Below are 24308 nucleotides of genomic sequence, written 5' to 3'. Positions count from 1 at the left end.
CGATGGAAATCGGCATGCTGGAAAACGCGTCGCCCATGCCGCTGGTGTCGGTGCTGGTGCCCGCGTTCAATCACGAGCGTTTCGTGGAGCGCTGTCTCGATAGCGTGCTGGAAGATCCCTATCCGGCGAAAGAGATCATCATCATCGATGACGGTTCGACGGACGATACCGGTTGTCGGATCGCTGCGTGGATCGCTAGACATGGCAACGATGTACCCGTGGAGTACGTGCGTCGCGGCAACAAGGGCGTGGCTGCCACGCTCAACGAACTGGCCGCGCGTGCGCGTGGCGATTTCCTTCGCCTGGGCGCGAGCGATGACTATCTGTTGCCGGGCGGCCTGGATGCACAGGTGGACTATCTGTTGGCGCATCCCAACAAGTGGGCGGTGATCGGCGATTCGGAAGTGGTGGATCAGGACGGTCATCGCGTGCATCACAGCGGCATGCGCGATCTTCACCACGCCGACAAGCGCCTGTATCGCACGGATGAAGGCATTCGCCGCGCGGTTATCACGCAATGGGCGATCGGCGGTCCGGTGACGCTGGTGCGCCGGCGTGCGCTGGAAACGGTGGCGGGCTGGAGCGAGAGCCTGCGCATCGACGATTGGGACTTTTTCCTGCGCCTGGCGGCCCACGATGCCATCGGTTTCATCGACCGCAATGTGTGTGCCTACCGCATCCACGGCAGCAACCTCAGCCGCACGCGCGACACCCACGCGCGCATTCGCAACCTGATGGAAGCGCGCGATGTCGCGATACGGCGCGCGGTGCTGTTCGATGAGCCGGACCGCACGCTGCTGTTGGCCCAGTCGCATCACATAGGCGCCAAGATTGCTTTTCTGGAACGTCGCGTGTGGTCGGTGGCCCTGCACATGGCCGGCTACGCCTTGTTGCTGTTGATGGCGCGGACGCGGCGTCGTCAGGCCCATCGCCTGGTGGCGCAGGCATGAAGACGCTACTTCGATGGCCGTCGTTCTACCTGGGCGTGCCGCTGCTGGTGGCTTGCGGACTCACGCTGCTTACCTACGATCTGCCACCGGACTATCTGGAAGGTCTCCTGCTGCTGGCCACGGCAGGTGTGGCCATGATCGCCTTCGACGCCGTGGCCGGCATTCGCGTACCGCGCAGCGCGGTCTTTCGCAGCCGCGATTACACAGGCACCCGGGACGCTTTCGTGTCGCTGCTGTTCGCCGGGCTCGTCGTGGTGTTCTGCGTGCTCGATCTGGTGCTGTTTCCGGTGCCGTTGTTTTCGGCACCTTCGTCGTACGCCAACATGGAAGGCGGCCGCGACCACATTCGGCATGTGTCCGACATGTGCTGGGTGCTGCCACCGATCGGCTTGCTTTGCGCACGCCATCGCGGGCTGCGTGCGGCGCTGGTCATCGCGGGATTCGTCTTTCCCGTGCTCGTCATTGATCGCAACCGCATCTTCGCCGCGCTGTTTTCGGTGGCGCTGGTGATCCTGTTCCGTCGCGATGATGCCAGGCCGTTGCCGTGGAAGCGGGTGCTGTTGCTCGCGCTGGGCGGCGCCGTGGTGTTTTCGGTACTCGGCATCCTGCGTTCCGGCACGCTCGATTACGTCACGCTTCCCTTCAGCGACACGTACAAGGCATTGCCGCAGGGCGTGAAGTGGTTGCTGCTGTACGCCAGTGCCGGGCCGTACAACTTCGCATCGATCCTCGCCAAGCACTATCGGGACACGCACTTCCTGATCAACCAGCTGGTGCCGATGGCGGGTTCGATCGTCACCGCCGGCACGGGCATTCCCCTGGATGCGTCCAACGTCAATGTGGGCACGGAATTCTTTCCGTTCCTGATGGCGCTGGGCCCAGGCGGTGCGGTCGCTTCCATGGCGGCGCTGTACGCGCTGCTGCTGTGGAGCGTGCGGCGCATGCAGCCCGCGGTGCCGCTGTTCGGGCTGCTGATTTTCCTGCGCGTGGCCTATACCTGCCTGATGGCGCCGTTCGCGCCCCAGGCATTCACCTGGACCAATGCGGGCTTCATCGTGCTGTGCCTGCTGCTGCAGCTGGTGGCGGCCTTGTTGCCCAGTCGACGCGGCAATGCCGGCACTCCCTTCGATCATGCCGATCCCAACGGCGGCATGCCCACGCCAACCCCTCCGTGAGCCAGACGATCATGCAACGAGACGAAGTGTACGTAGTGGACATGTGGCGGATCTTCATCCGCGAGTGGGTGTGGTTTCTCGCTGGGTTGCTGGTGGTGCTGGTCGCGACGTTCGCGTTTTCGCATGCGGCGCGCCCCCAGTGGGAAGCCACGGCGTATATCCAGATAGGGCAGGTGGGCGGCATTCCTCCGGGGCAGGACCCCAAGGTGGAGCCGCTGGCGCGCGTGCTGGAGCGCCTTCAGCTGGTGCCGTTCCAGAACCAGGTATTGGCGAGCCTGCATATCCCGGAGGATGCAACTGAGGCGCGACTGTATCGAAAGAGCGTGAAACTCGAACCGCTGCCCTACGCAGGACCGCTGGTGAAGTTTTCCGTACGTGGCTGGTCGCCCGAACAGGCGCGGCAATTTGCTGAAGCGACCGTGGCCCAGCTGAAGACGCTCCATCAGAAACTGTTGGCCACGCCGCTGACCCTGGCTCAGGCGCGCCTGGGTGAAGTGCAGTCGGATCTGGCCAATGCCGAAAACCAGCGCAAGCAGTTGACCCAGCAGGCCACGCCGGGAGGTGCGCACGGTACCGCGCAGGATGCCGGTGTGGCCTCCGTGCTGCTGGCGGCCACGGATACGCAGATTCGCGATCTTCGCCAGGTGCGTGGCGACCTGAGCATCCGTCTCAGCCCGAACTACACGTATGACACCTCGCTGATGTGGCCCGTGTACGTGCCCAAGGGGCCGGCATTTCCCAATCTCGCGCTGATCTGGGGTATCGGGGCGCTGTTCGGGCTTACGCTGGGCGCGTTCGCCGCGATTGTGCGCAACGCCATGCGGCGCACCCGCGTCACCACCGTGACATTCAACCAAACGCACGCGTGAAGGCACCTACCTGCACATGACGCGTCGCCCGGCACGGGAACGCGTTGCCTCGATGAATCTGCAAACGGGTGCCGTAAGCCAGTGATGGGACAACCAAGCGGACGCCCGATGGAGGCTTCCTTGAACGACGCGCAATTGCTCGACACGCAGCGTGCCTTCGACAGCGTGGCCGCCGATTACGATGGCCCGCGCGGCAATAACGAATTGATCCAGCGCATGCGCACCACGCTGTGGGACACGGTGTGTCACGAAGTACCCGCTGGCTCGCAACTGCTGGACATCGGTTGCGGGACGGGCCTGGATGCCCTGGAATTCGCGCACCGCGGTTACCAGGTGGTGGCCACCGACTGGTCGCCCGCCATGGTGGGCCGCACGCGTTCACGCGCCGCGGTGGCGGGCGTGGAATCGAACGTGGTGGCGATGCACCTTGGCGTGCAGCAGCTGGACCAATTGCAGGAATCGTTCGACGGCATCTATTCCAACTTCGGCCCGCTCAATTGTGCGCCGGACCTGGCTGCCGTCGCCGAGCAGTGCGCACGCCTGCTGAAGCCCGGCGGCAAGCTGGTGTTCTCCGCGATGGGTCGCATCTGCCCGTGGGAACTGGGGCATTACGCGCTGCGCGGGCGTTTTCGCCGCGCCAGTGTGCGTGGCACGCGTGGCCCGGCGGCGGTGGGCATGAACAAGCACACCATCTGGACTTACTACTACCTGCCGCGTGAGTTCTATCGCGCCTTTGCCGGGCAGTTCTCGCTGGAGAGCTATCGCGCGCTGAGCCTGTTCATGCCGCCGCCGTATCTGGTGGACAGGTATCGCCGACGCCAGCATTGGTACGAGCGCCTCGGTCGCCTCGACGACAAGCTCGGTGCCTTTCCGTTATTGCGCGACATGGGCGACCACTTCCTTATTGTCATGCGCAGGCGGTGATAGCGTGGACACGCGGTCGGCCCGAACCCATGCCAGCCTGTGCGGAGCGGCGTGCGTCACGCGCGACGGCGTAACGCGCGCACCGCTGCAGATTCGCGGCGGCCGCATCGACGCCTCGCTGCCGGCATGGGCGTACCGGGTCGACCTGCGCGATCACCTGATCTTTCCCGGCCTGATCAACGCGCACGATCATTTGCAGGTCAACGCGGTGCCTGCGCTGGATGCGGGCGCGTTTCCCAACAGCTACGCGTGGATCGAGGCGTTTCAGTCGCACTTCGCCAATCCCGCGGTCGTTGCCGCGTTGCGCGTGCCCAAGGCCACGCGTTTGCGCCATGGTGGTTTGAAGAATCTGCTGGCGGGCACTACGTGCGTCGCCCACCACGATCCATGGCATGCCGCGCTGGATGATGTGGATTTCCCCGTGGCGCTGTTGCGCGACCACGGTTGGAGCTATGCGCTGGGCTGGACGTCGTACGGGCCCCCGGTGCAGCAGAGCTTTGCGCAGACACCGGTGGATAGGCCGTGGATCATTCACCTCGCCGAAGGCACCGACGCCGTGGCCGAAGCGGAACTTGCGCGACTCGATGAGCTCGGTTGCCTCGCCGCGCACACGGTGCTGGTGCATGGCGTGGGACTGCGCGAACAGGACATCGACCGTATCCTCGCCTGCGGTGCGGGTGTGGTGTGGTGCCCGTCCAGCAATGAACGCCTGCTCGGACGCACGCTGCAACCGCGTCGCCTCGCCGAGACAGGCAGGCTGGCGCTGGGTACGGATTCACGGTTGAGCGGTTCGCGTGACCTGCTGGAAGAGCTGCGCCATGCAGCGGTTCGCTGTGAACTGTCGCCGCAACAGTTGCTCGGGCTGGTTACCGACGACAGTGCCCGGCTGCTGCGCATGCCGTGGCACGGCACGTTGCAACCGGGTGCACATGCGGACCTGGTGATCGTGGAGGATCGCGGCGGCCACGAGGCGTGGAACCTGGTGGGCATCGAACGCAACCAGATTCGCGCCGTGGTGCGCGGCGGCGTGCCGCGCATCGCCGATCCCGATTTTGCCGAATGGTTTGACGTCGCCGGCGTGGAGACGGTACGCGTCGTATTGGATGGACGTCCCAAGTTGCTGGCGAAGGCCCTGGCCGATACCGCCGTGCTGGCGCTGGAGCCCGGACTTGAACTGGCGACCGCGCGCGCGGCTTTCACCGCACCTGCCACCATCGCCGAGGCGCGCTGCTGATGCTTACCACGCCGATCCTCGATCCTGCCGACGCATACGCGCTGTGGGCACCAAGTTACCCGGCACGGGCACACAACCCGGTGATGCTGGCGGAAGAACGCGCCATGCTCGGCCTGCTGCCACACGACATGGGCGGGCGCAATGTGCTCGACGCCGGCTGTGGCACCGGGCGCTACATGCGCCATGCGATACGGCGCGGTGCTGCGCGCGTGGCGGGCGTGGATCTTTCGCCGGACATGCTGGTGCGCGCGCAGGACGAACTGGCGGCGCCGCATCGACATGCATCCATTGAACTCATGCAGGGCAGCCTGGATGCACTGCCCGTGTCCGATGCGTGGGCCGATCTCACCGTGTGTGGACTGGCGGTGGGCCATGTCGAGCAGTTGGAACCCGTGCTTGCCGAGTTGTGCCGCGTCACGCAGCCCGGCGGCATGGTGCTGTGCAGCGATGTGCATCCCATCGGCCATGCCCTGGGCTGGCTGCGCGACTTCAAGGCGGAAGGCCGGCGTTATGCCGTGCGCCACACCGCGCACCACTACAGCCATTGGCACGCCGCGTGTGCGGCGCAAGGGCTGGAGATCGGTTGCGTACTCGAACCCATGCTCGACCCGGCGGACATTCCGCCCGGCGCGCACTTCGACCGCGTGGCGCTCGACGTGCCCGTGGCCCTCGTTTTCCAGTTGTGGCGCAAGCCATGATTCCCCGGCACCCGGACGCCATGAACCACGCACCGCACACGCTGCTGATCAATCCCACGATTACCTCGCGTTCGAGCGCAAGGTTCCCGCTGTCGCTGCTGCATCTGTCGACCACGCTGGATCGCGAAGGAAGCAGTTCGATCATCGACGGCAACATGGATCGCGACTTCATCGATCGCACCTTGCATGCGCTGGACCAGCGTGCCCATACGGCCGTGGGCATCAGCGTGATGGGTGGTCCGCAAATTGAACCGGCCATTGCGGTATCGCGCGCCATACGTGCGCATCGACCTGACACGCCCATTGTATGGGGCGGCTATTTCCCCACGCTTTACACCGATACCGCGCTGTCGGCGCCGTACGTGGACTATGCGATCCGTGGGCAGGGAGAAGACAGCTTTCCCGAGTTGATCACCGCATTGCATGCAGGCGACACGGCGAAGCTTGGCACGGTGAACGGGCTCTCGTGGAAGGGCGAGGGCGGCGTGGTACACAACCCGAGTCGGCCGTTCTCCCGCAACGGGCCGTCCGTGGTGTTGCCGTACGAGAAGCTGGGCGATCCGCGCCGTTATCTCGCTCGCACGTTCCTCGGGCGGCGCACGGTGGCGCACCAGGCATCGGTGGGTTGCCGTTTTCGCTGCACGTTCTGCGGCGTGGCGGCTATGTTCGGCGGTGCCACGGCCTTGCCTCCCCTGGCGCGACTCGAGCGCGACCTCAAATACCTCAAGCACGGCCTGGGTGCCGATTCCATCCAGTACTTCGACCACAACTTCTTCGACCGCGAACAGGACATGATTCCGCTGCTTGAAATCATGGCCCGCTTCGAGATGCCATGGTGGTGTTACGCGCGAGCCGATGCCTTGCTCAACCTGTCCGAAAGCACGTGGAAACTGGTGCGCAAGAGTCGACTGCGCATGGCGTATATCGGTGCGGAATCGGCCAGCCCGGCCATGCTGAAGGAAATCCGCAAGGGCACGCGTCCCGATCAGACATTGGAAGTGGCGGAGCTGTGCCGCCGTCACGGCGTGATTCCGGAACTGTCGTTCATGGTCGCGCCGCCGGAAAACACGGAAGAAGAAACCGAGCATACGTTCGAGTTCATCCGCTAGTTGAAGGGCATCAATCCGCAGTCGGAAATCATCGTGTACATCTACACGCCGCTACCCGACAGCAGCCGGCACGAAAAGGATCACGGCAAGCGGCGTGCGACGCCGCTGCTGGACATCCACGGCAATCCCGTGGTGTTCCCCTCCACGCCCGAAGAATGGACGCAGAAGCAATGGGTGGACTACGCCTGTCATGCGGACGCGCCCTGGGTCAACGACAAGCTTCGCCAGCGCATCCACGATTTCGTCACGGTGCTGCGTTGCCGCTACCCGACCGTGCAGGATCTGCGCTCGCCGCCGTGGGCGAAACGGACGCTGGCGGCCGCAGCATCGTGGCGATACCGCTTGCGCAGGTACGATCGCCCCTGGGAATTGAACCTTGCCAACCGGCTGGTGCGCTTGCGCATGCCGCAGGTATCCGGCCTTTGAGCGGCGCTTTCATGCTGTTGCGCCGACGCTTCCTTCGCAGGCACTGACCGTGCGTCCCCTGCATGTCGCCCAGATCAACTATTTCCCGGCGCCGGAGGGTTTTTCACCCGCCGACATGCTTGCGCATTGGCCGTCGCTGGTGGACATCGCCGAAGCCCCGGCCAGTGCAGGCGTGCAGGTGAGCGTCATCCAGATGGCGACGCGGGAGGGGAGGATGAAGCACAACGGCGTGGACTACCGCTTCATGCCGGCGGGCCACGCTGGCGTCGCTGGACGCGCGCGTGGCGTGGCGCATCTGCTTGGAGAACTGGGCGCCGACGTGGCGCACGTGCACAGCCTGGGTTGTGCGGCGGATGTGCACGCGTTGGCACGCGAGCTGCCGCGTTTGCCGATCCTGCTGCAGGACCACGCGGATCGCGTGCCCTCGCGCTGGCGTCACCCGCGCTGGCGGCGCTGGTACGCGGCTGCGCAGGGCGTGGCATTCACGGCCCCAGAGCTGGCGAAGCCCTACGTATCCGCTGCGCTGTTTGCGCCATCGACACGCATCTTCGTGGTGCCCGAATCCACCAGCCGGTTCACGCCGGGCAGCCGCGCAAGCGCGTGGTCGGAGACCGGGCTGTACGGCGATCCGTGCGTGGTGTGGGTCGGCCATCTGCAATCCGGCAAGGATCCCCTTACGGTACTGGAAGGCGTCGCGCAGGCCAGCGAGTCCTTGCCGGGCCTGCAATTGTGGTGTGCTTTCGGCCGCGCGCCGTTGCTGGATCAGGTGCGCCGACGCATCGAGGGCGATGCGCGCCTGGTCGATCGCGTGCACCTGCTCGGCAAGGTGCCGCATCCGCATGTGCAGTCGCTGATGCGTGCTGCCGACATCTTCGTTTCGGGCAGCCATGCGGAAAGTTGTGGCTATGCGCTGCTGGAAGCCATGGCCTGCGGCGTGATGCCGGTGGTGACGAATATCCCGTCGTTTCGGGCCCTGGTTGGCAACGTGGGGCGTCTTTGGGAGCGCGGTGATGCAAGTGCACTGGCACGGACCATGGTGCAGGCCGCCGCCGCGCGCACATCGTCCGCGGAAGTGCGTGCCCATTTCGATCGGGCGTTGTCGCTCGAGGCTGTTGGGCGACGTTGGGAGCAGGCGTATCAGGAATTGAGCACCGCGCGGATGGGAGCGGCATCGTGAAGATCGCGCTGGTGGTTCCCGGTGGTGTCGATCGCACGGGCGAGTTCCGCGTGATCCCTGTATTCCTCGCCTTGATACGTCGTCTGGCCAACGAACACGACGTGCATGTGTTTGCGCTGAGGCAGGAGGCGACGGCCGACTGCTGGCAGCTTGCCGGTGCGCGCATCCACAACATCGGGGACGGATGGTCGCGACTTCGTGCCATCGATGCCATCCGACAGGAACATCGTCGTGCTCCCTTTGACCTGGTGCACGCCATTTTTTCGGGTTCATGCAGTTTCGTGGCGGTGTGCGCGGCCATGCTGCTGCGGATTCCCAGCGTGGTGCACATTGCGGGCGGTGAGCTGGTGGCGTTGCATGACATCGACTACGGCGGCCGACGCTTCTTCAAGGGGCGTCTTCGTGAGGCACTGGTACTGCGCGCTGCTGACGCGATAACGGCGGCCAGTTCGCCCATCATCGATTCGCTACGTGCGCTGGGTCTGCAGGCAAGGCGCGTACCGCTAGGCGTGGATCTGCGCCTTTGGCCTCCCTTGCCGCCACGTGGGCGGCGCAATGGTTGTGCGCGTCTGATCCATGTGGCCAGCCTCAACCGGGTCAAGGACCAGGCCACGCTGTTACGCGCGCTCGCCGTGCTGGTCGAGGCGCGCGTGGACTTCAGCATGGACATCGTGGGTGTGGATACGCTTGATGGTGAAATGCAGCGGCTTGCACACGAGCTGGGCCTGGATGCCCGGCTGCGCTTCCACGGTTTCAAGACGCAGCGCGAATTGAGGCCCTTGATGGAAGAAGCCGACTTGCTGGTGATGTCGTCCCTGCACGAAGCCGGGCCATTGGTATTGCTGGAAGCCGCCGTGATGGGCATACCCACGGTGGGCACGGCCGTAGGGCATATCGCGGAATGGTCGCCCACGTCGGCGCTTGCGGTGCCTGTCGGTGATTGGGCCGCGCTGGCCGATGCCATCGACCGCGTGCTGTCGAATGACGATCTTCGGCTTCGCCTGGCCGTGGCGGCGCAACGCAAGGCGGTAACGGAAGATGCCGACTACACCGCGCGCACGTTCGAGGCGCTCTATCTTCAATTGCTGACCGCAGGGGCGGGACGCTGAGGAATACGGAGAGGCCTTTTGGGGCGCTCAGTAGCCCCCCGGGAAGCCACCTATCCCTCACCGTCATTCCCGCGCAGGCGGGAATCCAGTGCCTTTTCGCTAGGTACAAAGTCGCTGGATTCCCGCCTGCGCGGGAATGACGGCAGAGAATAAGTCAACTGGAGGGAGCAGCCCGGCTCACGACCAAGCAGCCAATGAAGACCCTAGCGCAGCCCGCAACACATACAACGTATCCATGCGCGGCACAGGGTGCGTAAGCCACGTCAACACGCGGCGCATCTGTCCCGTCCTGACCCACGGCGCACCCTGCAACCACAGCTGCGTGCGAATCATGTCATCGCGCTCTTGCTGCGCTTCCCTGCTGGGGCGAACGCGATTGAAGATGTAGTGAACACGTTCGCGAGTGGTGCGCGCCCACTCGAAGCCGGACCAGGCATGCAGCCACAATTCCGAACACGACCACTGCGTAAGCGTCCGGTGCCGGGAAACCGTACGCAAGAGCGCGTGACAATCGAAGGCCAGTTCGTACAGCAGTGCGGACGGAACCGCATCGGGGTAGTAGCGCGACACCAGCTGCAGCGGTGGCAGCGCCCACCATGGCGATACATCGGCGTCGCCTCCCCACAGCTCGTGCCAGTCGCTGCGCACCATGCGTGAAGCCAACAGCGAAATGTCATTGAGATGAATGAGGCGTATTGAACGACTGCACAGGTTACCCGCCGCGTGCAGCAACAGATGGCTCATCAAGGCACCCGTCGAAGGGTAGGCATGGATGCCCGGCACGGGCGCGCGTGGGTAGATGCGGTCGGTGATATCCACCGTCGCCACGGGCAGGCGCTCCTGGATGCGCGTGTGCAGTTCGATATTGATGGGTGTATCGCGGTGTTCGCCCAGCCCGAAGGTGGGTGATTCGCCACACGGCTTGTAGACGCGGTGTTTCCACATGTTGAACGACGTGCCGTAGCCAAGCTTTTCCAGCAAGGCGCCTGCGCGTTCCATGTCGGCATCACGCACCAGCAGGTCGATATCCGCCATGGGGCGTTCGCCAGGCGTGTAGATACCCAGCGCATGCAGGGCCGACCCTTTCAATGCAACCAACGCTATACCGGCTGCACGGGCGTCTGCATCGATGCGCGCAAGCAGGGCATGAGTGCGTTGATGACGTTGCGCCACATGTTCGTACTGGCTTTCCAGAAAGCGCGACCAACTTGGGTTCTGCCAGCGTGGATAGACCGACAGCAACGGTGCCACGCCGTGTGCCGCGGCCACGGCGGCGGCGAGCCGCCATTCGAGATCCGTCCAGCCTGGGGTGGTGCCGGTGGGGTTGCCCAACTCGTTGGCCAGCGCTTCGGTGGTGCGCTGCAGGCCCGCCTTGAGCGTGGCCAATGGCGGCAACGTGTCGTGCTCAGACATGGCACGTGGTCCGCGACCGCAGCACGACTTCCGGCGCGGTCGTGCGGTGCACGGCCTCGGTAGCCACCAGCGCATCCCATCGTGCATCCAGCGCGCGGGACGCCTGGTGATGTCGGTCAGTGTGGCCCACCACTTTCCACTGTTGCACGATCACCTGCTCATGCAGCAGGTCGCGCACGTGGCGGTAGAACTCGGAGTCGTACGCGCCCTGGAACATCATGGCCAGGTCGTCGCTGTCCTGCCAGTGTGTTTTTTCGCCCAGCTGCGCTTTCACCTGCTCGTAGAAGCGCGTGCCGGGCAGCGGATAGGACACGCTCACGCCGATGTCGTCCGGTGCGGCGCGCGTAATGAGGTCGCGCGTGGCTTTCAGGTCATCGAGTTGTTCACCGAGATAGCCGAGCTGGATGAAGTAGCCGACCCGAATGCCGACGGCGCCCAGCCGCTCGCGGGCGACGATGAGATCCTCGACCTTGGTGCCCTTGTTCATGTGATCCAGCACGCGCTGGCTGCCGCTCTCCGCGCCGATCCACGCTTCTGCGCAACCGGCATGGTGCAACGCGGTGGCCATGCGTTCGCTGATCAGGTCGGCGCGCGTCTGGATGGTGAAGGGAATCGAGCCGCCGGATGCGTTCACGTGCGCGGCGAATGCCTCCACCCAATCCACATGAAATCCGAAGATGTCATCGGCCAGCCAGATATGGTCGGCCTGGTAGGTGTGCTTGAGATAGGTCATTTCCGCCGCGACGTCTTCGGCGGTGCGACGGTTGTAGTGGTTGCCCCAGATGGGTTTTGCACACCAGTTGCAACGGAAGGGGCAGCCGCGGGAAGCCGCCATGTTCAGGCTGAAGTAGCCATGTCGTTCACGCCAGAACGTGCGGTAGCGTGCGATGTCCACCAGGTCCCACGCAGGGTGGCCAACGATGCGCGGGTCGGGTGGCACGGCGCCCACGCGCGTCAGTTGCAGCTGTCCATCGATCATGGATGCCACGCCGTTGAGATTGGCAACCCAGTCGCGCGGCTGCACGGAAGGATTCTGATCCAGTCGACGGATCAGCTCGATCAACGGCGCAATGCCTTCGCCGATCAACACGGCATCCGCACCCGCCGCCAGAAAAGCCTCCGGCTGGTCCGACGCATCGGAACCCGCCACGATCACGCGCGCACCCCTCGCATGCGCCAGTGCGATCATTTCGCAGGCGGCTTCGCGCATGCGCCCAAGGCACATCTTGGTGAGGTAGTTGAAATTGTCTTCGTAGATCACGACGACACTGGGCGCTGCTTCGTGCAGCGACGTGGCGTAGTCGTCCACGCCTTCCGCGAGCATGGCGTCGAACAGTGATACGCCATGGCCCATGCGTCGTAGCAGGGCAGCCACCTGCATGGTGGCGAGCGGTGGATACGGCTTGCCACGTTCCCATTGCTTGCGGTCGAACCGGAGGAAATAGGAATGGCCGACCTGGATCGTTAGCATGTCGGGAGAGCCTCGATAACCGTGGGGCAAACTGCTCCGGCGCTTCCACCGCAGGCCGGCCACCCGGCCGCCAGCGTTCAACGCTCGTGCCAGGTGAGTGCCATGGCTCGATGCATGGGTTGCGGTGTGTAACGAAAATATTTCGATGTCGTGTCGCGGAACCTTGTGCTATCACATCGCCGCTGATCGACGATGGACCACCATGGCGCAGACGATGAATTTCTCCGCGGACGAAATGTGTCCCGATCCCTTTGCTGAACGGACGGCCGAACGGCATGCGATGGACGTGCAGGTGCTGGGCGGTCAGTTCCGCTTTTCCAGCGATCATGCAGCGCTGCTCGACGTGGTGGCGATGGCCTATGGCGGCCTGCCGTCACAGCTGTTGCCCGGCATCGCGCCCGCGTTCCAGATCGAATTGCGCTTGTCGCCGGCACGGCAGGTTGCCGAAAACGAACCGCCCCTGGTGCAGATGCAGTCGGGCGCCGGCTTCCTGTGCGGCGTGATGGATGCGTCAAACTACGCGGTGTTGTTCCCGCAGCAGCGCCGTGCGCTGATCGTGGCCTCGCCCGACATGCTGGCGCGCCCGTATCACCTGCGCTACGAGTTGATCGAGTTCACCGTGTTCACGTTGGCGACGCGTGCTCTTGGCCTGGTGCCGTTGCATGCGGCCTGCGTCGGCTGGCATGGGCGCGGTGCATTGGTCATGGGAGCGAGCGGCGCCGGGAAATCCACGCTCGCCCTGCATGCATGGATGGCGGGACTGGAGTTTCTTTCCGAGGATGCGGTGTTCGTGCATGCGCAGGGGGGACAGGCGTTGGGCGTTGCCAACTACCTGCACGTGACGCCGGGCACACTTCAGTTGCTGGGCGATGATGGCTTTCGACATGACGTGGAGCGTTCCCCGGTGATTCGCCGTCGCAGCGGCGTGGAGAAATACGAAGTGGATCTTCGCGGTGGCCGTGGCCATCTGGCGCAAGGACCGCTCGATGTGGCCTGCGTGGTGTTTGCATCCCGTCGATATGCGCAGGAAGGGGAGGCGCTGATCACGGCGATGTCCGAGCAGGAGATTTCCGCAAGGCTCGCTGCCGAACAGCCTTACGCCGCCTCCCGGCCTGGCTGGGATGGTTTTGTGGCGAAAGTGAAGCAGTGGGGAGCGTATGAGTTGCGACGCGGGACCAACCCCTTCGCCTCGGTGGATGCGGTCAAGCGCCTGCTGGGCTGATTTCCGTTCAAGCTGAGGGCGACGCCCCGGCTGAAACTCGCTTTTCCGGCAAAGGACGCAACCCGTCGCGTTTCAACCCGCACTCACCCGCATGGGAGCTCAAACGGGTCGAGGTGTCCTTCTGCACTGTCATCAGGTGCCCATTGTGCCGCGGCGGATGCGGGCTCATCGTCGCGCGGTTCCGTAGTCATGCAGGCCGGAAACGCGCGATCGCGTGAGCAGGTCCGTGGTCTGTCGCGGCCCTTTTTTGCCACGTTGGCAAGCCTTGGCCTGGGCGGCATCGTCTGGTACGTCGCGCTGTCGCTGGGCAGCGCTTTCACTGGCAGCGTCGCCGCCGTGTCCCTGGCGCCGCTGGTGGAACCTGACCAGCCGCTGCCCGCCGGATTCGGCTGGCTGGTGCATGGCGATCCCGCCATGCAGGCGACGGTATTCCTCGGCATTTCCGCGAGTTTTGCGCTGCTTCGATGGCAGGCGGCGCGCGTGGGTGCTCGTTTGGCGAGCCGATACGGCATGTACTTGCGCCAGACGGTGCACGCACGGTTGATCGACGCGCCGCTGTCTTCGCTGGCCGACGCCACCTCCGCCGAAGTGGCCAACGTGCTCACGTACAACATCGAGATCGCCACGCAGGGCTTCAGCGTGATGCTGCAATTGCTGGTTGCCGGCCTGACCACCGTGGTCAGCCTTGCCATGGCCCTGTGGCTGTCACCGCCGCTGCTCCTGGCGGTGCCGTTCGTCGGGGCATTGGCATGGGCTGCATCGCATGCCAGCAGCCGGGAACAGGCTGCCGTTGCGCGCCAGTACGTGGCGGATCTGACGCATCTGTTCTGGTTGAGCGAGGATTTCCCCAGGCGCTGGCGGCATATCCGTTCCTTCGGCCGCGAAACGGTCGAAAAGGCACACTACGCCGACATCTCGCAGCGGTTGGGGCGCGGCTATCGGCGACAGATGGACTTGATTGCGTCGGGCCGGTTGATGCTGGAGATGCTTGCCGCACTCGGCATCGCCGCGATCTTCTTCGTGGCGAGCCGTTGGCATGGCGTGGATCGCGCGGCGCTGATTGCCGTCTGCCTGTTGCTGGGACGCCTTCTGCCTTACCTGGTATCCACGAGGCAAAGTCTTCAGCAGTTGCGTTCGGCCATTCCCGCCTTCGAGTTGTGGCTGCGCTATGCCTCGGCGACGGAAGAAGGGCCGTGCTCGGCATCGGTGGACACCATCGACAACACCCTGCACATTCGCAGGCTGACCACTGATGCACCGACCGTGCTGGAGCTGAGCGATCTTCGACTGACTCCCGGCGAGTTGACATTGGTGTGTGGCGACTCCGGTATCGGGAAAACCAGCCTCGTCGACGTGCTGGCCGGCATGGTTGAGCCGGCATCGTTCGTTGCACGCATGGGCGAACGCACCATCGATTTCAGTGCCTACAAGACACTCGTGCGCGAAGGTGCGTACGTGAGCCAGAGCGTTCGCCCGTGGCAGCGCACCGTGCGCGAGTGCCTGCAATGGGCTGCGCCGGACGCGACCGATGCCATGATGTGGCAGGCACTGGTCGACGTCGGCCTCGACAAGCGCCTGGTCGATGTATCCGTCGCCCTGGACACCGCGCTCAGCAGTTCATCGAGCCGGCTTTCCGGTGGGGAACTGCAGCGCCTGCTGTTGGCGCAGGTGTTGCTGCATCGTCCTCGCATGGCCTGGCTGGACGAGGCCACCAGCGCATTGGACACGGAAGCTGAGCTGGCCGTGCTCTCCGTTTTGAGGCGGCGCCTGCCGACCACCATCCTGCTGGTCGTCTCCCATCGCGCGGGTGTGGCGTGCGTGGCGGATCAATGCCTCACGATCCGGGCGGGGCAGGCGACGGTCTCGGCCGTCACGCGCCAGGATGTCGCCAACGTGGCAGCGATCTAGCGCGAAGGACCGGGCTGCGCCGGTATCGGCCCGATGAACATGGCCTTCATCCTGGCGACGCCGATCACGCGTGCCAGTTCGGCAAACACGCAGTAATTGAAGATGAGTACCAGCAGCAGGATCTCGATGGCAATGAAATGCCCCCAGACCATCTGCGTAAGCATGGCGTGATTGGCGGCGCCAAGGTCATGCGTTTCCTTCCAGAATTCGTGCAGGCGTTCGAGGTAATGGATGAACGTGGCCACGACGCTGTAGATCACCGTCTTCCATGCGGCGTTCCAGATCAGCGGTTTCTCGGGGAAGCGGTTGATGAAAGGCAGCATGTTCGCCAGCAGCACGGCCTTGCCGAGAATGAGCGAGGAGATCGCCACGGTGGCAAAAGTGGGTACGGAGAGACCCGTGTTGCGGGTCAACAGTGCGCGCACCAGCAGCACGATGTTGAGCATGACGAAGAAGAAGATGGTCGGCGGCTACATCTTCAGGAATTCTTCTTTGATCTTGGCACCGACTTTGCTCATGGTCTTCTCCGGATGATTCGGCATCGCTGGGTGATCGCGAAAGCCGCTCACGGCTGACGCAAGCCATGGCGTGTCGGTCTTTGCTGCCATGGGCGACGATGGCTCCTGCCTATTTCATCCGTTGGGAGGCACCCGGGCTAGCGAACATCTACGGGGTGCATCTAGGTAATTCCGCCTAAGTAACGGCGAAACACCGGATAGGTACCGGTTACGTGCTCAGCGCTCATGGCGATGGACTCGTGGCGGCAAGTCAACAGGCGTGCCTTGCCCGCGTTAACAGGATGATGGTGCGGCGTGAGCATGCAGTCTCGGAGCATGAGCATCCACTGAACGCTTTGCCCTTGTGCGCAAAAGGATGACGCGTACTGCACATGGCAGGGCTTAGACGAATAAGGACATTCAAACCGGAGCAGACCATGCCCGAAGCAAAAACGCGCAAAGCCGTCGCGCGGGACAAACGACAGGGAAAATCCGCCAGTACGCAGGCGGGAGAGTACGTTCGCGAAGAAATCGAGCATGTGCGGGAAGGAAAACATGGCGCTCGCTCGACGAAGCAAGCCATAGCCATCGGGCTGTCCAAGGCGCGAAGAGCAGGCGTGAAGGTGCCGGCAGGCAAGACAGCCAGCAAGGCAACGCGCAAGAAGGCCGCCCAGGACGAGAAGGCTTCCAGGCATCCTCGCAAGACCTCGGCTACGCGCTCCCACGCCACGACACGCGCGTTGAAGAAGGAAGGACATTCGGCGGCGTCTCACGCGGCCGTGTCCAGACAGGCCAAGGCCAGTGCAAAGAAACGCACGTCAGCATCGAAATCGACGGCGGCCAAAAAGGCTGCTCGCACAAAAGGCGCCGCCGGCCGTTCGGCGGCTGCGAAGAAAGCTGCACGTACGCGCAAGGCGCGTGCATGAGTGATCACGCTGATCCACTCCACCACCGCCCACGGAGGCATGACATGGTTCTTTCGACACGCAAGCTTTGTGCACCGCTGCTGCTGGCCCTGCTGGCAACGGCGGGCTGCAGTCACAGCGATGAAGACGCCAACACCGCACCGCCCGCACCGGCAAGTTCAGCGGCACCGTCGCCGGCCATTCCCGCGACCACGCCTGCAGCCAGCTCCAGCGCCATGACGCCTGCGCCCGCGTATCCCCAAAGCGCGCCGGCTCCCGCACCGGCAACGACGTCCCCCTGATGTCGTGATGAACGATCATCCCGCGACCCTTGCCGGGTCGCGGGATGAAGTTGGTCACTTGTTTCGGTTACGGTGCACCCATCGGCGGGCTATCGCCGTTCAGCGCCTGGGCCATGGCGAGATGATGCTTCAGCGTGGGCAGCGTCCTGGTGGCGAATGCCTTCACGTCCGGGTCGTTGCTGTGTGAGGCCGCATCAAACAGCTCGATGGCTTTTTGATGCCCGCCAACCATGGCCGTCGCGTAGGCCTTGTCGAAATCGTTGCCCTTGAGCGATTGCAGTCGATCCATCAGATCCGACGATGGCGGTTGCTGCACGACTGTGGCGTGCTTGCGGTTGGCCAGTGCTGCCAGCTCCTTGTTGGCAGCGGTGTGATCCTTCACCAGTTGTTGCGCAAACGCCCTGGTTTGCAAAGACGCGGCTTTTTGCATGGCCAGCTGACCCATCGCGACTTCGTCAGCACCATCGCTTGACGCCTTGGTGAAGAAGTCCTGATCCGAAATGGGGTCTTGCACGACAGGTGACGCGCCAGACGTTGCCGCCTGTGCCCACAAGTCGCCGCATACCGGCACCGACATGAACAGTGCCGTGGCAATGACGAGCGATGTTCGTTTCATGGCAGCCACCTTCTTGGGAAGGAACGAGGTGACTTGACCCTAAGGCGCGCGCAATGCCGCGCGTGTGACACCCATGTGTTCGCCCTTTTGCCGCAACGGTACCAAAGAAGGAACGGCGAGTTCACGCGCGGTGGACATGCCGTCGCCATCCTCGAAATCTATCGAAACCACAACGCACTTCTGACGTGGACCAGACCCATGCAGCGACGCAAGTAACTACACTCGACGCTCTGTCCGCGGAGCATCGCCATGCCTACCGGCTATCAATGCGCCTATCCCCCTTGCCAGTGTTACGTGGACAAGAAAGGCGATTTCTGCAGCGCCCATTGTCGACAGGCGCAAGCCAAGGGAAACGTCGAAGCCCAATGCCAGTGCGGTCATCCCGCCTGCATGGGGCGATCTGAAGAAGACCAGGACGGTTCGGCTGGTTGAACATCACGAGGGCCGCGAGATGTGTCGCGGCCCTCGCTGCGTTTACGCTGCTTTCGGGAAATCGAGCACCGTGTCGTTCACGCGGTTGAACATGTTGGTGAAGAGGATGGCGCTCACCGCCAGAATGGCTTCCACGATCTGCTGGTCGCTGTAACCTGCCTCCTTCACGTTGTTCACCGCCTCCGCCGAAAGCGTGTTGCTGGTGGTCACCAGGGTGACGGCAAACTTGGTGAGTGCGTCGATCTTCGCGTTGCCTTCCAGGCCTCCGTTGCGTAATTGGTGAACCTGTTCGGCGGAATAGCCCACCATCTTGCCGGTCATCGAGTGCGCGGCCACACAGTAGTCACACTGCGACGCTTCGCTCACGGCCAGGTTGATGGCTTCCAGCTCCATCGCGGACAGCTTTCCCTGCTTGAGCAAGGCGCCTGTCTGCAGCACATGGGCAAGCACGTCAGGCGCGTTGCTGCCGATGGTGGCGTAGGCATTGGGAACCTTGCCGATGGCCTTCTTCACGGCAGCGAACAGTGCTGCCGATTCTTCCGGCGCGTCGGCAACATTGATGGTCTTCAAACGGCTCATGACGTTGACTCCTGGGTAATGGATGAAAGACGGTGTGGTGATGCCTTGACCGTGAGAAAATGATAGGTAGCAAGGTCATTGCCTTCCGCACACGCGCGTCTCAACCTTTTGCCCGGGAGTCTCAACGGATGGATGGTCTCGACCGACTGGTTCACGCCATCGCACCCACCGGAAGCGTGGAGCTGCAATGCCGGTTTGCGGGGGACTGGTCGCTCGAGCATCCCGCCGCGCGAACCAATCACCTGCCGTACCACGTGATACTTGGCGGGCACGCAGAACTTGAGATGGACGGCAAGCGCGTTGCCCTGCAAAAGGGCGATGTACTGCTGTTTCCCTATGGCGATGCGCACATCTTGCGGAGCGCGCCGGACGACGCAGGCCACCGGTCGCCGGCCGGTCGAGAGACACGGAAGCAGAACGGTCGGGTGACATTGGTGGAGCGCACGGGAGACGGTGAGCTGCTGGACATGCTGTGTGGCGAGTTCGTGCTTTCAGGTGCCACGGACGCGTTATGGACAGGCTTGCCCAAGGTGCTGCATCTGCGCACAGGCCGCAGCGATGCGCTGCCTGGCCTTATCCAGTTGCTGCGCGATGAAGCGGCCGAACCGAAACCGGGCGGCGGCGCCGTCGTGCAAATGATCACGGGCGCCATGTTTGCGCTGATCCTGCGCGGCATGACGGAAGGCGGCCACTTGCAGCTGGGCATCCTGGGATTGCTGACGCAGCCTGGCATGGCTCACGTGGTGGAAGCCGTGCTGAAAGATCCGGCCCATGCATGGACCCTGCAGAACCTGGCAGACGTGGCACATACCTCGCGTGCCAGCTTCGCGCGTCATTTCGCGGAAACGGCGGGCGTCACGCCCATGGACTGGGTGAACGGCGTGCGGCTTGCCGTGGCGGCGCAGTCGTTGCGTGCGGGAAAGCTATCGGCGGGCAGGGCGGCGGAAATCGCCGGTTACGCTTCGGAGGCTGCTTTCGCGCGTGCGTTCAAGGCGCGCTACGGCAACAGCCCTGCTGCGTACGGACGCATGCACAGCACAGGCTGATTGCCCGACGAAGCCTACGCTGCCGAAACATCCATGGGACTTTCCGGCGCCATGCGACGTATCGCCTGCGGCGGCTGGCCGAATGCGCGAAGAAACGCGCGACGCATGCGTTCGCGATCGGCAAACCCCACTTCGCGCGCCACCACTTCAACCGGATGTCGCGTCTGCTCCATCATCAGACGCGCCGCTTCCAGGCGCAGATGTTCCACTGCCTTCGCTGGCGACTGACCGGTCTCCGCGCGAAACGTGCGGCTGAATTGGCGCGGGCTCAGGTTCGCGGCCGCGGCCAGTTCCTCCACGGACAGCGCCGAACGCAGATGGTTTTTCGCGTAGTTCAGCGCGGTCTGGATGCGATCGGATTTCGGCTCCAGATCCAGCAGGGCCGAGAATTGCGACTGCCCGCCCGCACGCCGGTGATACAGCACCAGCATGCGCGCCACTGCGCGCGCCAGTTCCGCGCCCAGATCCTTTTCCACCATGGCCAGCGCAAGGTCGACGCCGGCGCTCATGCCGGCGGATGTCCACACGGTGCCATCGATGATGAAGATGCGGTCTTCTTCCACATGCACCGCCGGGTAGTGTTCGCGCAGTTCGCGCGCAAGCAGCCAATGCGTGGTGGCACGACGGCCATCCAGCAGCCCGGTTTCCGCAAGAAGGAAGGCGCCGGTGCAGATGGCCGCCACGCGGCGCGACGTTTGCGACGTTACGCGCAGGTAGTCGAGCAGGCCGGGCGTGGAGGTGGGCACGCCAGTGCTGCCGCAGACCATCACCGTGTCGAACGGTTCGGCGGGAAACGCCTCGCTCTGGATGGTCACACCGAACGAGCAGGGCATGGCGCCCCCGTTTTCGGACACCACGCGCACGTCGTAGGCGGGTTCATCCAGCTCAAGGTTGGCAAATTCAAAGACCGACAGCGCGGCCAGGCTCATGGACTGGACGCCCGGGTAAACAACGAAACCCACGGTTTGCATGGCTGGCCTCGGCTATGGCCTAAAAGGTGGCATATGCGACATTTAAGTCTTTTGCGGCCGGACTTACAACTATGCCCAGACACCGGCACCCCGCCGGACCATGCGGAGAAACAGCCATGACCACGCAAACCCTGGGCTCTGCCCTCATCACCGGCGCATCCAGCGGCATTGGCGCCATCTATGCCGACCGGTTGGCCCGCCGCGGCTACGACCTGATCCTGGTGGCGCGCAATCGCGAGCGCCTTGCGGACCTGGCGCGCCGCCTCACGGACGCCACCGGCCGTTCGGTGCAGGTGTTTCCGGCCGACCTCGGCGACGCCACCGATCTCGCCAGGGTGGAAGCGCTTTTGCGCACGGACCGCAGCATCACCATGCTGGTGAACAACGCGGGCTTCGGTGCGGCCACGCCGCTGCTGCAATCGGATGTGGCACGCATGTCCGACATGATCACGCTCAACGTCAATGCGCTGACGCGACTCACTTATGCCGCCGTACCGGGCTTCGTGGAGCGAGCGGCTGGCACGGTGATCAACATCGCCTCCATCGTGGCCGTGGCGCCGGAGCTGTTGAACGGCGTGTACGGCGGCACCAAGGCGTATGTGCTGGCCTTCACGCGTTCGTTGGAGCACGAACTGGCCGACAAGGGCGTGCGCGTGCAGGCCGTGTTGCCGGGCGCGACCGCCACGGAATTCTGGGATGTGCTTGGCCACCCCATCAGCAACCTGCCGGAAAGCTGGGTGATGACCGCCGACGACATGGTGGACGCCGCGCTGGCGGGCCTGGATCAAGGTGAGCTCTTCACCATTCCTGCGCTGCCTGATGCCGCGGACCTTGCCGATTACGAGGGCGCGCGCCAGAAGCTGCTGCCGAACCTGTCGCGCTCCAAGCCTGCGGAACGCTACAGCGTGGCGTCATCGGCTGCCATTGTTGCGTGACATGGAAGGGTGACTGCCGGGCGCCATGACTTCGAAGTGACGGCGGGGGCGCGTACATTGCGACGTGTCCCCGTCCGTCCCCGGAGTTGTCACCATGAATCAGGCTGGTTCCTCGTCGCTGCTCAGCGCGGTCGGTATGGAAGTGCCCATTATCCAGGCGCCCATGGCCGGTGTGTCCTCGCCGGCCATGGCGGTCGCGGTAAGCAACGCGGGTGGCCTGGGCTCCTTGGGCGTGGGTGCGATGACGGCCGAAAAAGCGCGCGAGGCCATTCACGCGTTTCGCCAGCAGAGCAACGGACCACTCAACATCAACGTGTTTGTTCACCGCCCGGCGCATGCCGACGAAGCAAGACAGGCCGCGTGGATTGCCCGCCTGGCACCGGAATTCAAGCGTTTCGGCGCCACGCCGCCGTCGTCGTTGAAGGAGATCTATACCTCCTTCCTCGTCGACGATGACATGCTCGCCATGCTGGTGGCGGAAAAGCCGACCGTGATGAGCTTCCACTTTGGCTTGCCGACCACCGAACAAATCAAGGCACTGCATCACGCAGGCATCTACTTGATGGCTTCGGCCACGAACCTGGTGGAGGCCAAGGCCATCGAGCAGGCAGGCATCGATGCCATCGTGGCGCAAGGCTATGAAGCGGGTGGCCATCGCGGCATGTTCGATCCCGATATTGAAGACAGCCAGCTGGGCACCTTCGCGCTGACGCGCCTGCTGGTGGCGAACGTGCGCGTTCCCGTGATTGCTGCGGGCGGCATCATGGATGGTGCGGGCATCGCTGCCGCGCTGGCGCTCGGCGCAGCAGCCGCGCAGCTGGGCACGGCCTTCGTCGTTACCGATGAGTCGCTGGCCGATGCCGGCTATCGCAAGGCATTGGCGAGCGATGCGGCGCAACACACCGTGATGACGCGCGCCGTCTCCGGGCGCCCCGCACGCAGCCTGGCCAGCCTGTTTACGCGCTTGGGTGCTTCGGTGCCGAGCGCCGACGTGCCTGACTATCCCATCACGTACGACGCCGGCAAGGCGTTGAATGCGGCGGGACGTGCTGCCGGCGAAGCAGGTTACGGCGCGCACTGGGCCGGGCAGGGTGCGCCGTTGGCGCGGCCCATGCCGACACGTGAACTGATGCAGACGTTGATCGATGAATGGCAACAGGCACGGTGCTGACCGTTCCTGATTTATCAGGTATCGGCGTGCCTGTGCGCGTGGCAAACAGTTGTAGGACACTTTGCTGACGCTCAATCACGCTGACAGGCGAGGCATGCCATGGATCGCATCGATGCCATGAAGGTATTCGTCGCTGCGCTGGACGAGGGAAGCCTCGCCGGCGCCAGTCGGCGTACGGGACGCTCCGCCGCCGCAGTGAGTCGTGCCATCGCCTTTCTCGAAGCGCACGTGGGCGTGCCGCTGCTGCATCGAACCACGCGCTCCATCAAGTTGAGCGAAGCCGGCGAACGCTATGCCGCGTCGTGCCGAAAGGTATTGGCGGAGCTGGAAGAAGCCGACCGCACGGCAGCGGGCGAGCGCTCCGTGCCGCGCGGCACGCTTACCATCAGCACCACCGTGTTCGTGGGCGTGGAGATTCTTCGCCCCATCGTCGACGCCTTCGTGGACGAATATCCCACCGTGAATGTGCGGCTTCATCTGCTCGAACGACCGGTCAACCTTGTCGAGGAAGGCATGGATCTGGCGCTGCGTATTTATCCGCTGGCCGATTCCACGCTGGTGGCGCGCCATGTCGGCGAAGCACGTCGCGTGGTCGTCGCCTCGCCGCGTTACCTGGCCACGCATCCTCGTATCGTCGAACCTGCGGATCTGGGCAAGCAACAGATCATCGCGATGACCCACAACGGCACGGACTCCTGGAGCTTTCCGCCTTTGGAAGGCTCCGCCGTGCCGCGCACGGTGGTGTTCACGCCTCGGCTCGCCGTGAACAACGTGCGCGCGGTGGTGGAATCGGCAGTGGACGGACACGGGGTCGCGCGTTTGTTGTCGTATCACGTGGCGCCGGAGATCAAGGCAGGCAAGCTGCAGGTCGTGCTGGCCGATGCGGAACCGACGCCGCTTCCGGTGAACATCATTGCGCCGCAGGGGCGTCTCTCGGTGCCGAAAGTGCGCGCCTTCGTCGACTTTGCGTTGCCGCGTCTGCGCACGCGTTTCGCGTGCCTGTCGAAGGACGCGGAAACCACGCCAGAAGCGGCCATTCCACCGCGGCGTGGAAGAGTGTCTGTCGACTAGCAGGGATTCGCTAATCCATGCATCGCTCCTAGATTGGGTACGTCGGCAAACAAGGCCGATCAGCATCAAGCTGAACCCCTTTCCCCATCCCGGAGTGA

The 24308-nt window shown here is 64.0% G+C and carries 23 protein-coding genes and 1 pseudogene; 17 read left to right on the top strand and 7 right to left on the bottom strand.

What is annotated here, in order from left to right:
- Positions 1-2: 2 nt before the first annotated feature.
- From DK366_RS08300 to DK366_RS08260, 9 genes and pseudogenes are all read left to right on the top strand, one after another.
- Positions 3-950 carry a glycosyltransferase gene (locus DK366_RS08300; protein WP_232820971.1) on the top strand — a complete coding sequence of 316 codons (948 nt, stop codon included), beginning with the start codon at positions 3-5 and terminating at the stop codon, positions 948-950.
- On the top strand, positions 947-2125 hold the full coding sequence (locus tag DK366_RS08295) for a hypothetical protein (RefSeq protein WP_109125060.1): 1179 nt from the start codon (positions 947-949) through the stop codon (positions 2123-2125). Before DK366_RS08300 ends, DK366_RS08295 begins: the two co-directional genes overlap by 4 nt.
- 11 nt (positions 2126-2136) lie before the next feature.
- A complete protein-coding gene (locus DK366_RS08290; RefSeq protein ID WP_109125116.1) occupies positions 2137-2994 on the top strand; it encodes a Wzz/FepE/Etk N-terminal domain-containing protein in 858 nt (285 codons plus the stop codon).
- A gap of 84 nt (positions 2995-3078) precedes the next feature.
- Positions 3079-3918 (top strand): class I SAM-dependent methyltransferase, encoded by an 840-nt coding sequence (locus DK366_RS08285; RefSeq protein ID WP_109125059.1) that lies wholly within the window; start codon positions 3079-3081, stop codon positions 3916-3918.
- Positions 3919-3922: 4 nt separating this feature from the next.
- Entirely contained in the window at positions 3923-5152 is a 1230-nt protein-coding gene (locus DK366_RS08280; RefSeq protein ID WP_109125058.1) for an amidohydrolase family protein, read from the top strand.
- Positions 5152-5850 (top strand): class I SAM-dependent methyltransferase, encoded by a 699-nt coding sequence (locus DK366_RS08275; protein WP_109125057.1) that lies wholly within the window; start codon positions 5152-5154, stop codon positions 5848-5850. The genes DK366_RS08280 and DK366_RS08275 overlap by 1 nt, the downstream gene beginning before the upstream one ends.
- A gap of 20 nt (positions 5851-5870) precedes the next feature.
- Positions 5871-7385: pseudogene (locus tag DK366_RS08270) on the top strand (radical SAM protein).
- 115 nt (positions 7386-7500) lie between these two features.
- Positions 7501-8562, top strand: a complete 1062-nt coding sequence (locus DK366_RS08265; protein WP_198651482.1) for a glycosyltransferase family 4 protein — start codon at positions 7501-7503, stop codon at positions 8560-8562.
- Entirely contained in the window at positions 8559-9671 is a 1113-nt protein-coding gene (locus DK366_RS08260; protein WP_109125056.1) for a glycosyltransferase family 4 protein, read from the top strand. The genes DK366_RS08265 and DK366_RS08260 overlap by 4 nt, the downstream gene beginning before the upstream one ends.
- Positions 9672-9848: 177 nt before the next feature.
- On the opposite strand, the gene DK366_RS08255 is transcribed toward DK366_RS08260, so the two are convergent.
- Positions 9849-11084 (bottom strand): nucleotidyltransferase family protein, encoded by a 1236-nt coding sequence (locus tag DK366_RS08255; protein WP_109125055.1) that lies wholly within the window; start codon positions 11082-11084, stop codon positions 9849-9851.
- Positions 11077-12555, bottom strand: a complete 1479-nt coding sequence (locus DK366_RS08250; protein WP_109125054.1) for a radical SAM protein — start codon at positions 12553-12555, stop codon at positions 11077-11079. The genes DK366_RS08255 and DK366_RS08250 overlap by 8 nt, the downstream gene beginning before the upstream one ends.
- Positions 12556-12700: 145 nt before the next feature.
- Here DK366_RS08250 and DK366_RS08245 point away from each other — a divergent pair, with 145 nt between their 5' ends.
- Together DK366_RS08245 and DK366_RS08240 are read left to right on the top strand one after the other, a co-directional pair.
- A complete protein-coding gene (locus DK366_RS08245; protein WP_232820969.1) occupies positions 12701-13777 on the top strand; it encodes a serine kinase in 1077 nt (358 codons plus the stop codon).
- Positions 13778-13966: 189 nt separating this feature from the next.
- Positions 13967-15685 carry an ABC transporter ATP-binding protein gene (locus tag DK366_RS08240; protein ID WP_109125052.1) on the top strand — a complete coding sequence of 573 codons (1719 nt, stop codon included), beginning with the start codon at positions 13967-13969 and terminating at the stop codon, positions 15683-15685.
- On the opposite strand, the gene DK366_RS08235 is transcribed toward DK366_RS08240, so the two are convergent.
- The gene (locus DK366_RS08235) at positions 15682-16131 is read right to left on the bottom strand and encodes a hypothetical protein (protein WP_198651475.1); all 450 of its coding nucleotides are present in this window, start codon (positions 16129-16131) and stop codon (positions 15682-15684) included. The genes DK366_RS08240 and DK366_RS08235 overlap by 4 nt on opposite strands.
- Before the next feature lie 24 nt (positions 16132-16155).
- A complete protein-coding gene (locus tag DK366_RS21390; protein WP_198651474.1) occupies positions 16156-16293 on the bottom strand; it encodes a hypothetical protein in 138 nt (45 codons plus the stop codon).
- A gap of 326 nt (positions 16294-16619) precedes the next feature.
- Here DK366_RS21390 and DK366_RS08230 point away from each other — a divergent pair, with 326 nt between their 5' ends.
- Both DK366_RS08230 and DK366_RS21170 read left to right on the top strand, forming a co-directional pair.
- Positions 16620-17108, top strand: a complete 489-nt coding sequence (locus tag DK366_RS08230; protein WP_109125051.1) for a DUF6496 domain-containing protein — start codon at positions 16620-16622, stop codon at positions 17106-17108.
- Between the two features lie 44 nt (positions 17109-17152).
- A complete protein-coding gene (locus DK366_RS21170) occupies positions 17153-17389 on the top strand; it encodes a hypothetical protein (protein ID WP_157956474.1) in 237 nt (78 codons plus the stop codon).
- 67 nt (positions 17390-17456) lie between these two features.
- Here DK366_RS21170 and DK366_RS08225 read toward each other — a convergent pair whose 3' ends face one another.
- Positions 17457-18005 carry a DUF4142 domain-containing protein gene (locus tag DK366_RS08225; protein WP_109125050.1) on the bottom strand — a complete coding sequence of 183 codons (549 nt, stop codon included), beginning with the start codon at positions 18003-18005 and terminating at the stop codon, positions 17457-17459.
- Between the two features lie 474 nt (positions 18006-18479).
- Positions 18480-19016 carry a carboxymuconolactone decarboxylase family protein gene (locus DK366_RS08220; protein ID WP_109125049.1) on the bottom strand — a complete coding sequence of 179 codons (537 nt, stop codon included), beginning with the start codon at positions 19014-19016 and terminating at the stop codon, positions 18480-18482.
- Positions 19017-19144: 128 nt separating this feature from the next.
- On the opposite strand from DK366_RS08220, the gene DK366_RS08215 reads away from it, so the two are divergent.
- The gene (locus DK366_RS08215; protein ID WP_198651473.1) at positions 19145-20062 is read left to right on the top strand and encodes an AraC family transcriptional regulator; all 918 of its coding nucleotides are present in this window, start codon (positions 19145-19147) and stop codon (positions 20060-20062) included.
- 14 nt (positions 20063-20076) lie between these two features.
- On the opposite strand, the gene DK366_RS08210 is transcribed toward DK366_RS08215, so the two are convergent.
- Positions 20077-21033, bottom strand: a complete 957-nt coding sequence (locus tag DK366_RS08210) for a GlxA family transcriptional regulator (protein WP_109125047.1) — start codon at positions 21031-21033, stop codon at positions 20077-20079.
- A 116-nt stretch (positions 21034-21149) separates the two neighbouring features.
- Between DK366_RS08210 and DK366_RS08205 the strand changes: the two genes are divergently transcribed.
- The 3 genes from DK366_RS08205 (at position 21150) to DK366_RS08195 (ending at position 24210) form a co-directional block, all read left to right on the top strand.
- Complete coding sequence (locus tag DK366_RS08205) at positions 21150-21968, top strand: SDR family oxidoreductase (protein ID WP_109125046.1); 819 nt, start codon at positions 21150-21152, stop codon at positions 21966-21968.
- Positions 21969-22062: 94 nt separating this feature from the next.
- The gene (locus DK366_RS08200) at positions 22063-23139 is read left to right on the top strand and encodes a nitronate monooxygenase (RefSeq protein ID WP_109125045.1); all 1077 of its coding nucleotides are present in this window, start codon (positions 22063-22065) and stop codon (positions 23137-23139) included.
- Positions 23140-23238: 99 nt separating this feature from the next.
- Positions 23239-24210 carry a LysR family transcriptional regulator gene (locus tag DK366_RS08195; protein ID WP_109125044.1) on the top strand — a complete coding sequence of 324 codons (972 nt, stop codon included), beginning with the start codon at positions 23239-23241 and terminating at the stop codon, positions 24208-24210.
- Positions 24211-24308: the final 98 nt, after the last annotated feature.

This window comes from Dyella sp. C11 (assembly GCF_003121485.1).
Taxonomy (GTDB): Bacteria; Pseudomonadota; Gammaproteobacteria; order Xanthomonadales; family Rhodanobacteraceae; genus Dyella.
Note: the sequence above shows the minus strand (reverse complement) of the source record. Positions and strands in the feature narration are given on the sequence as shown.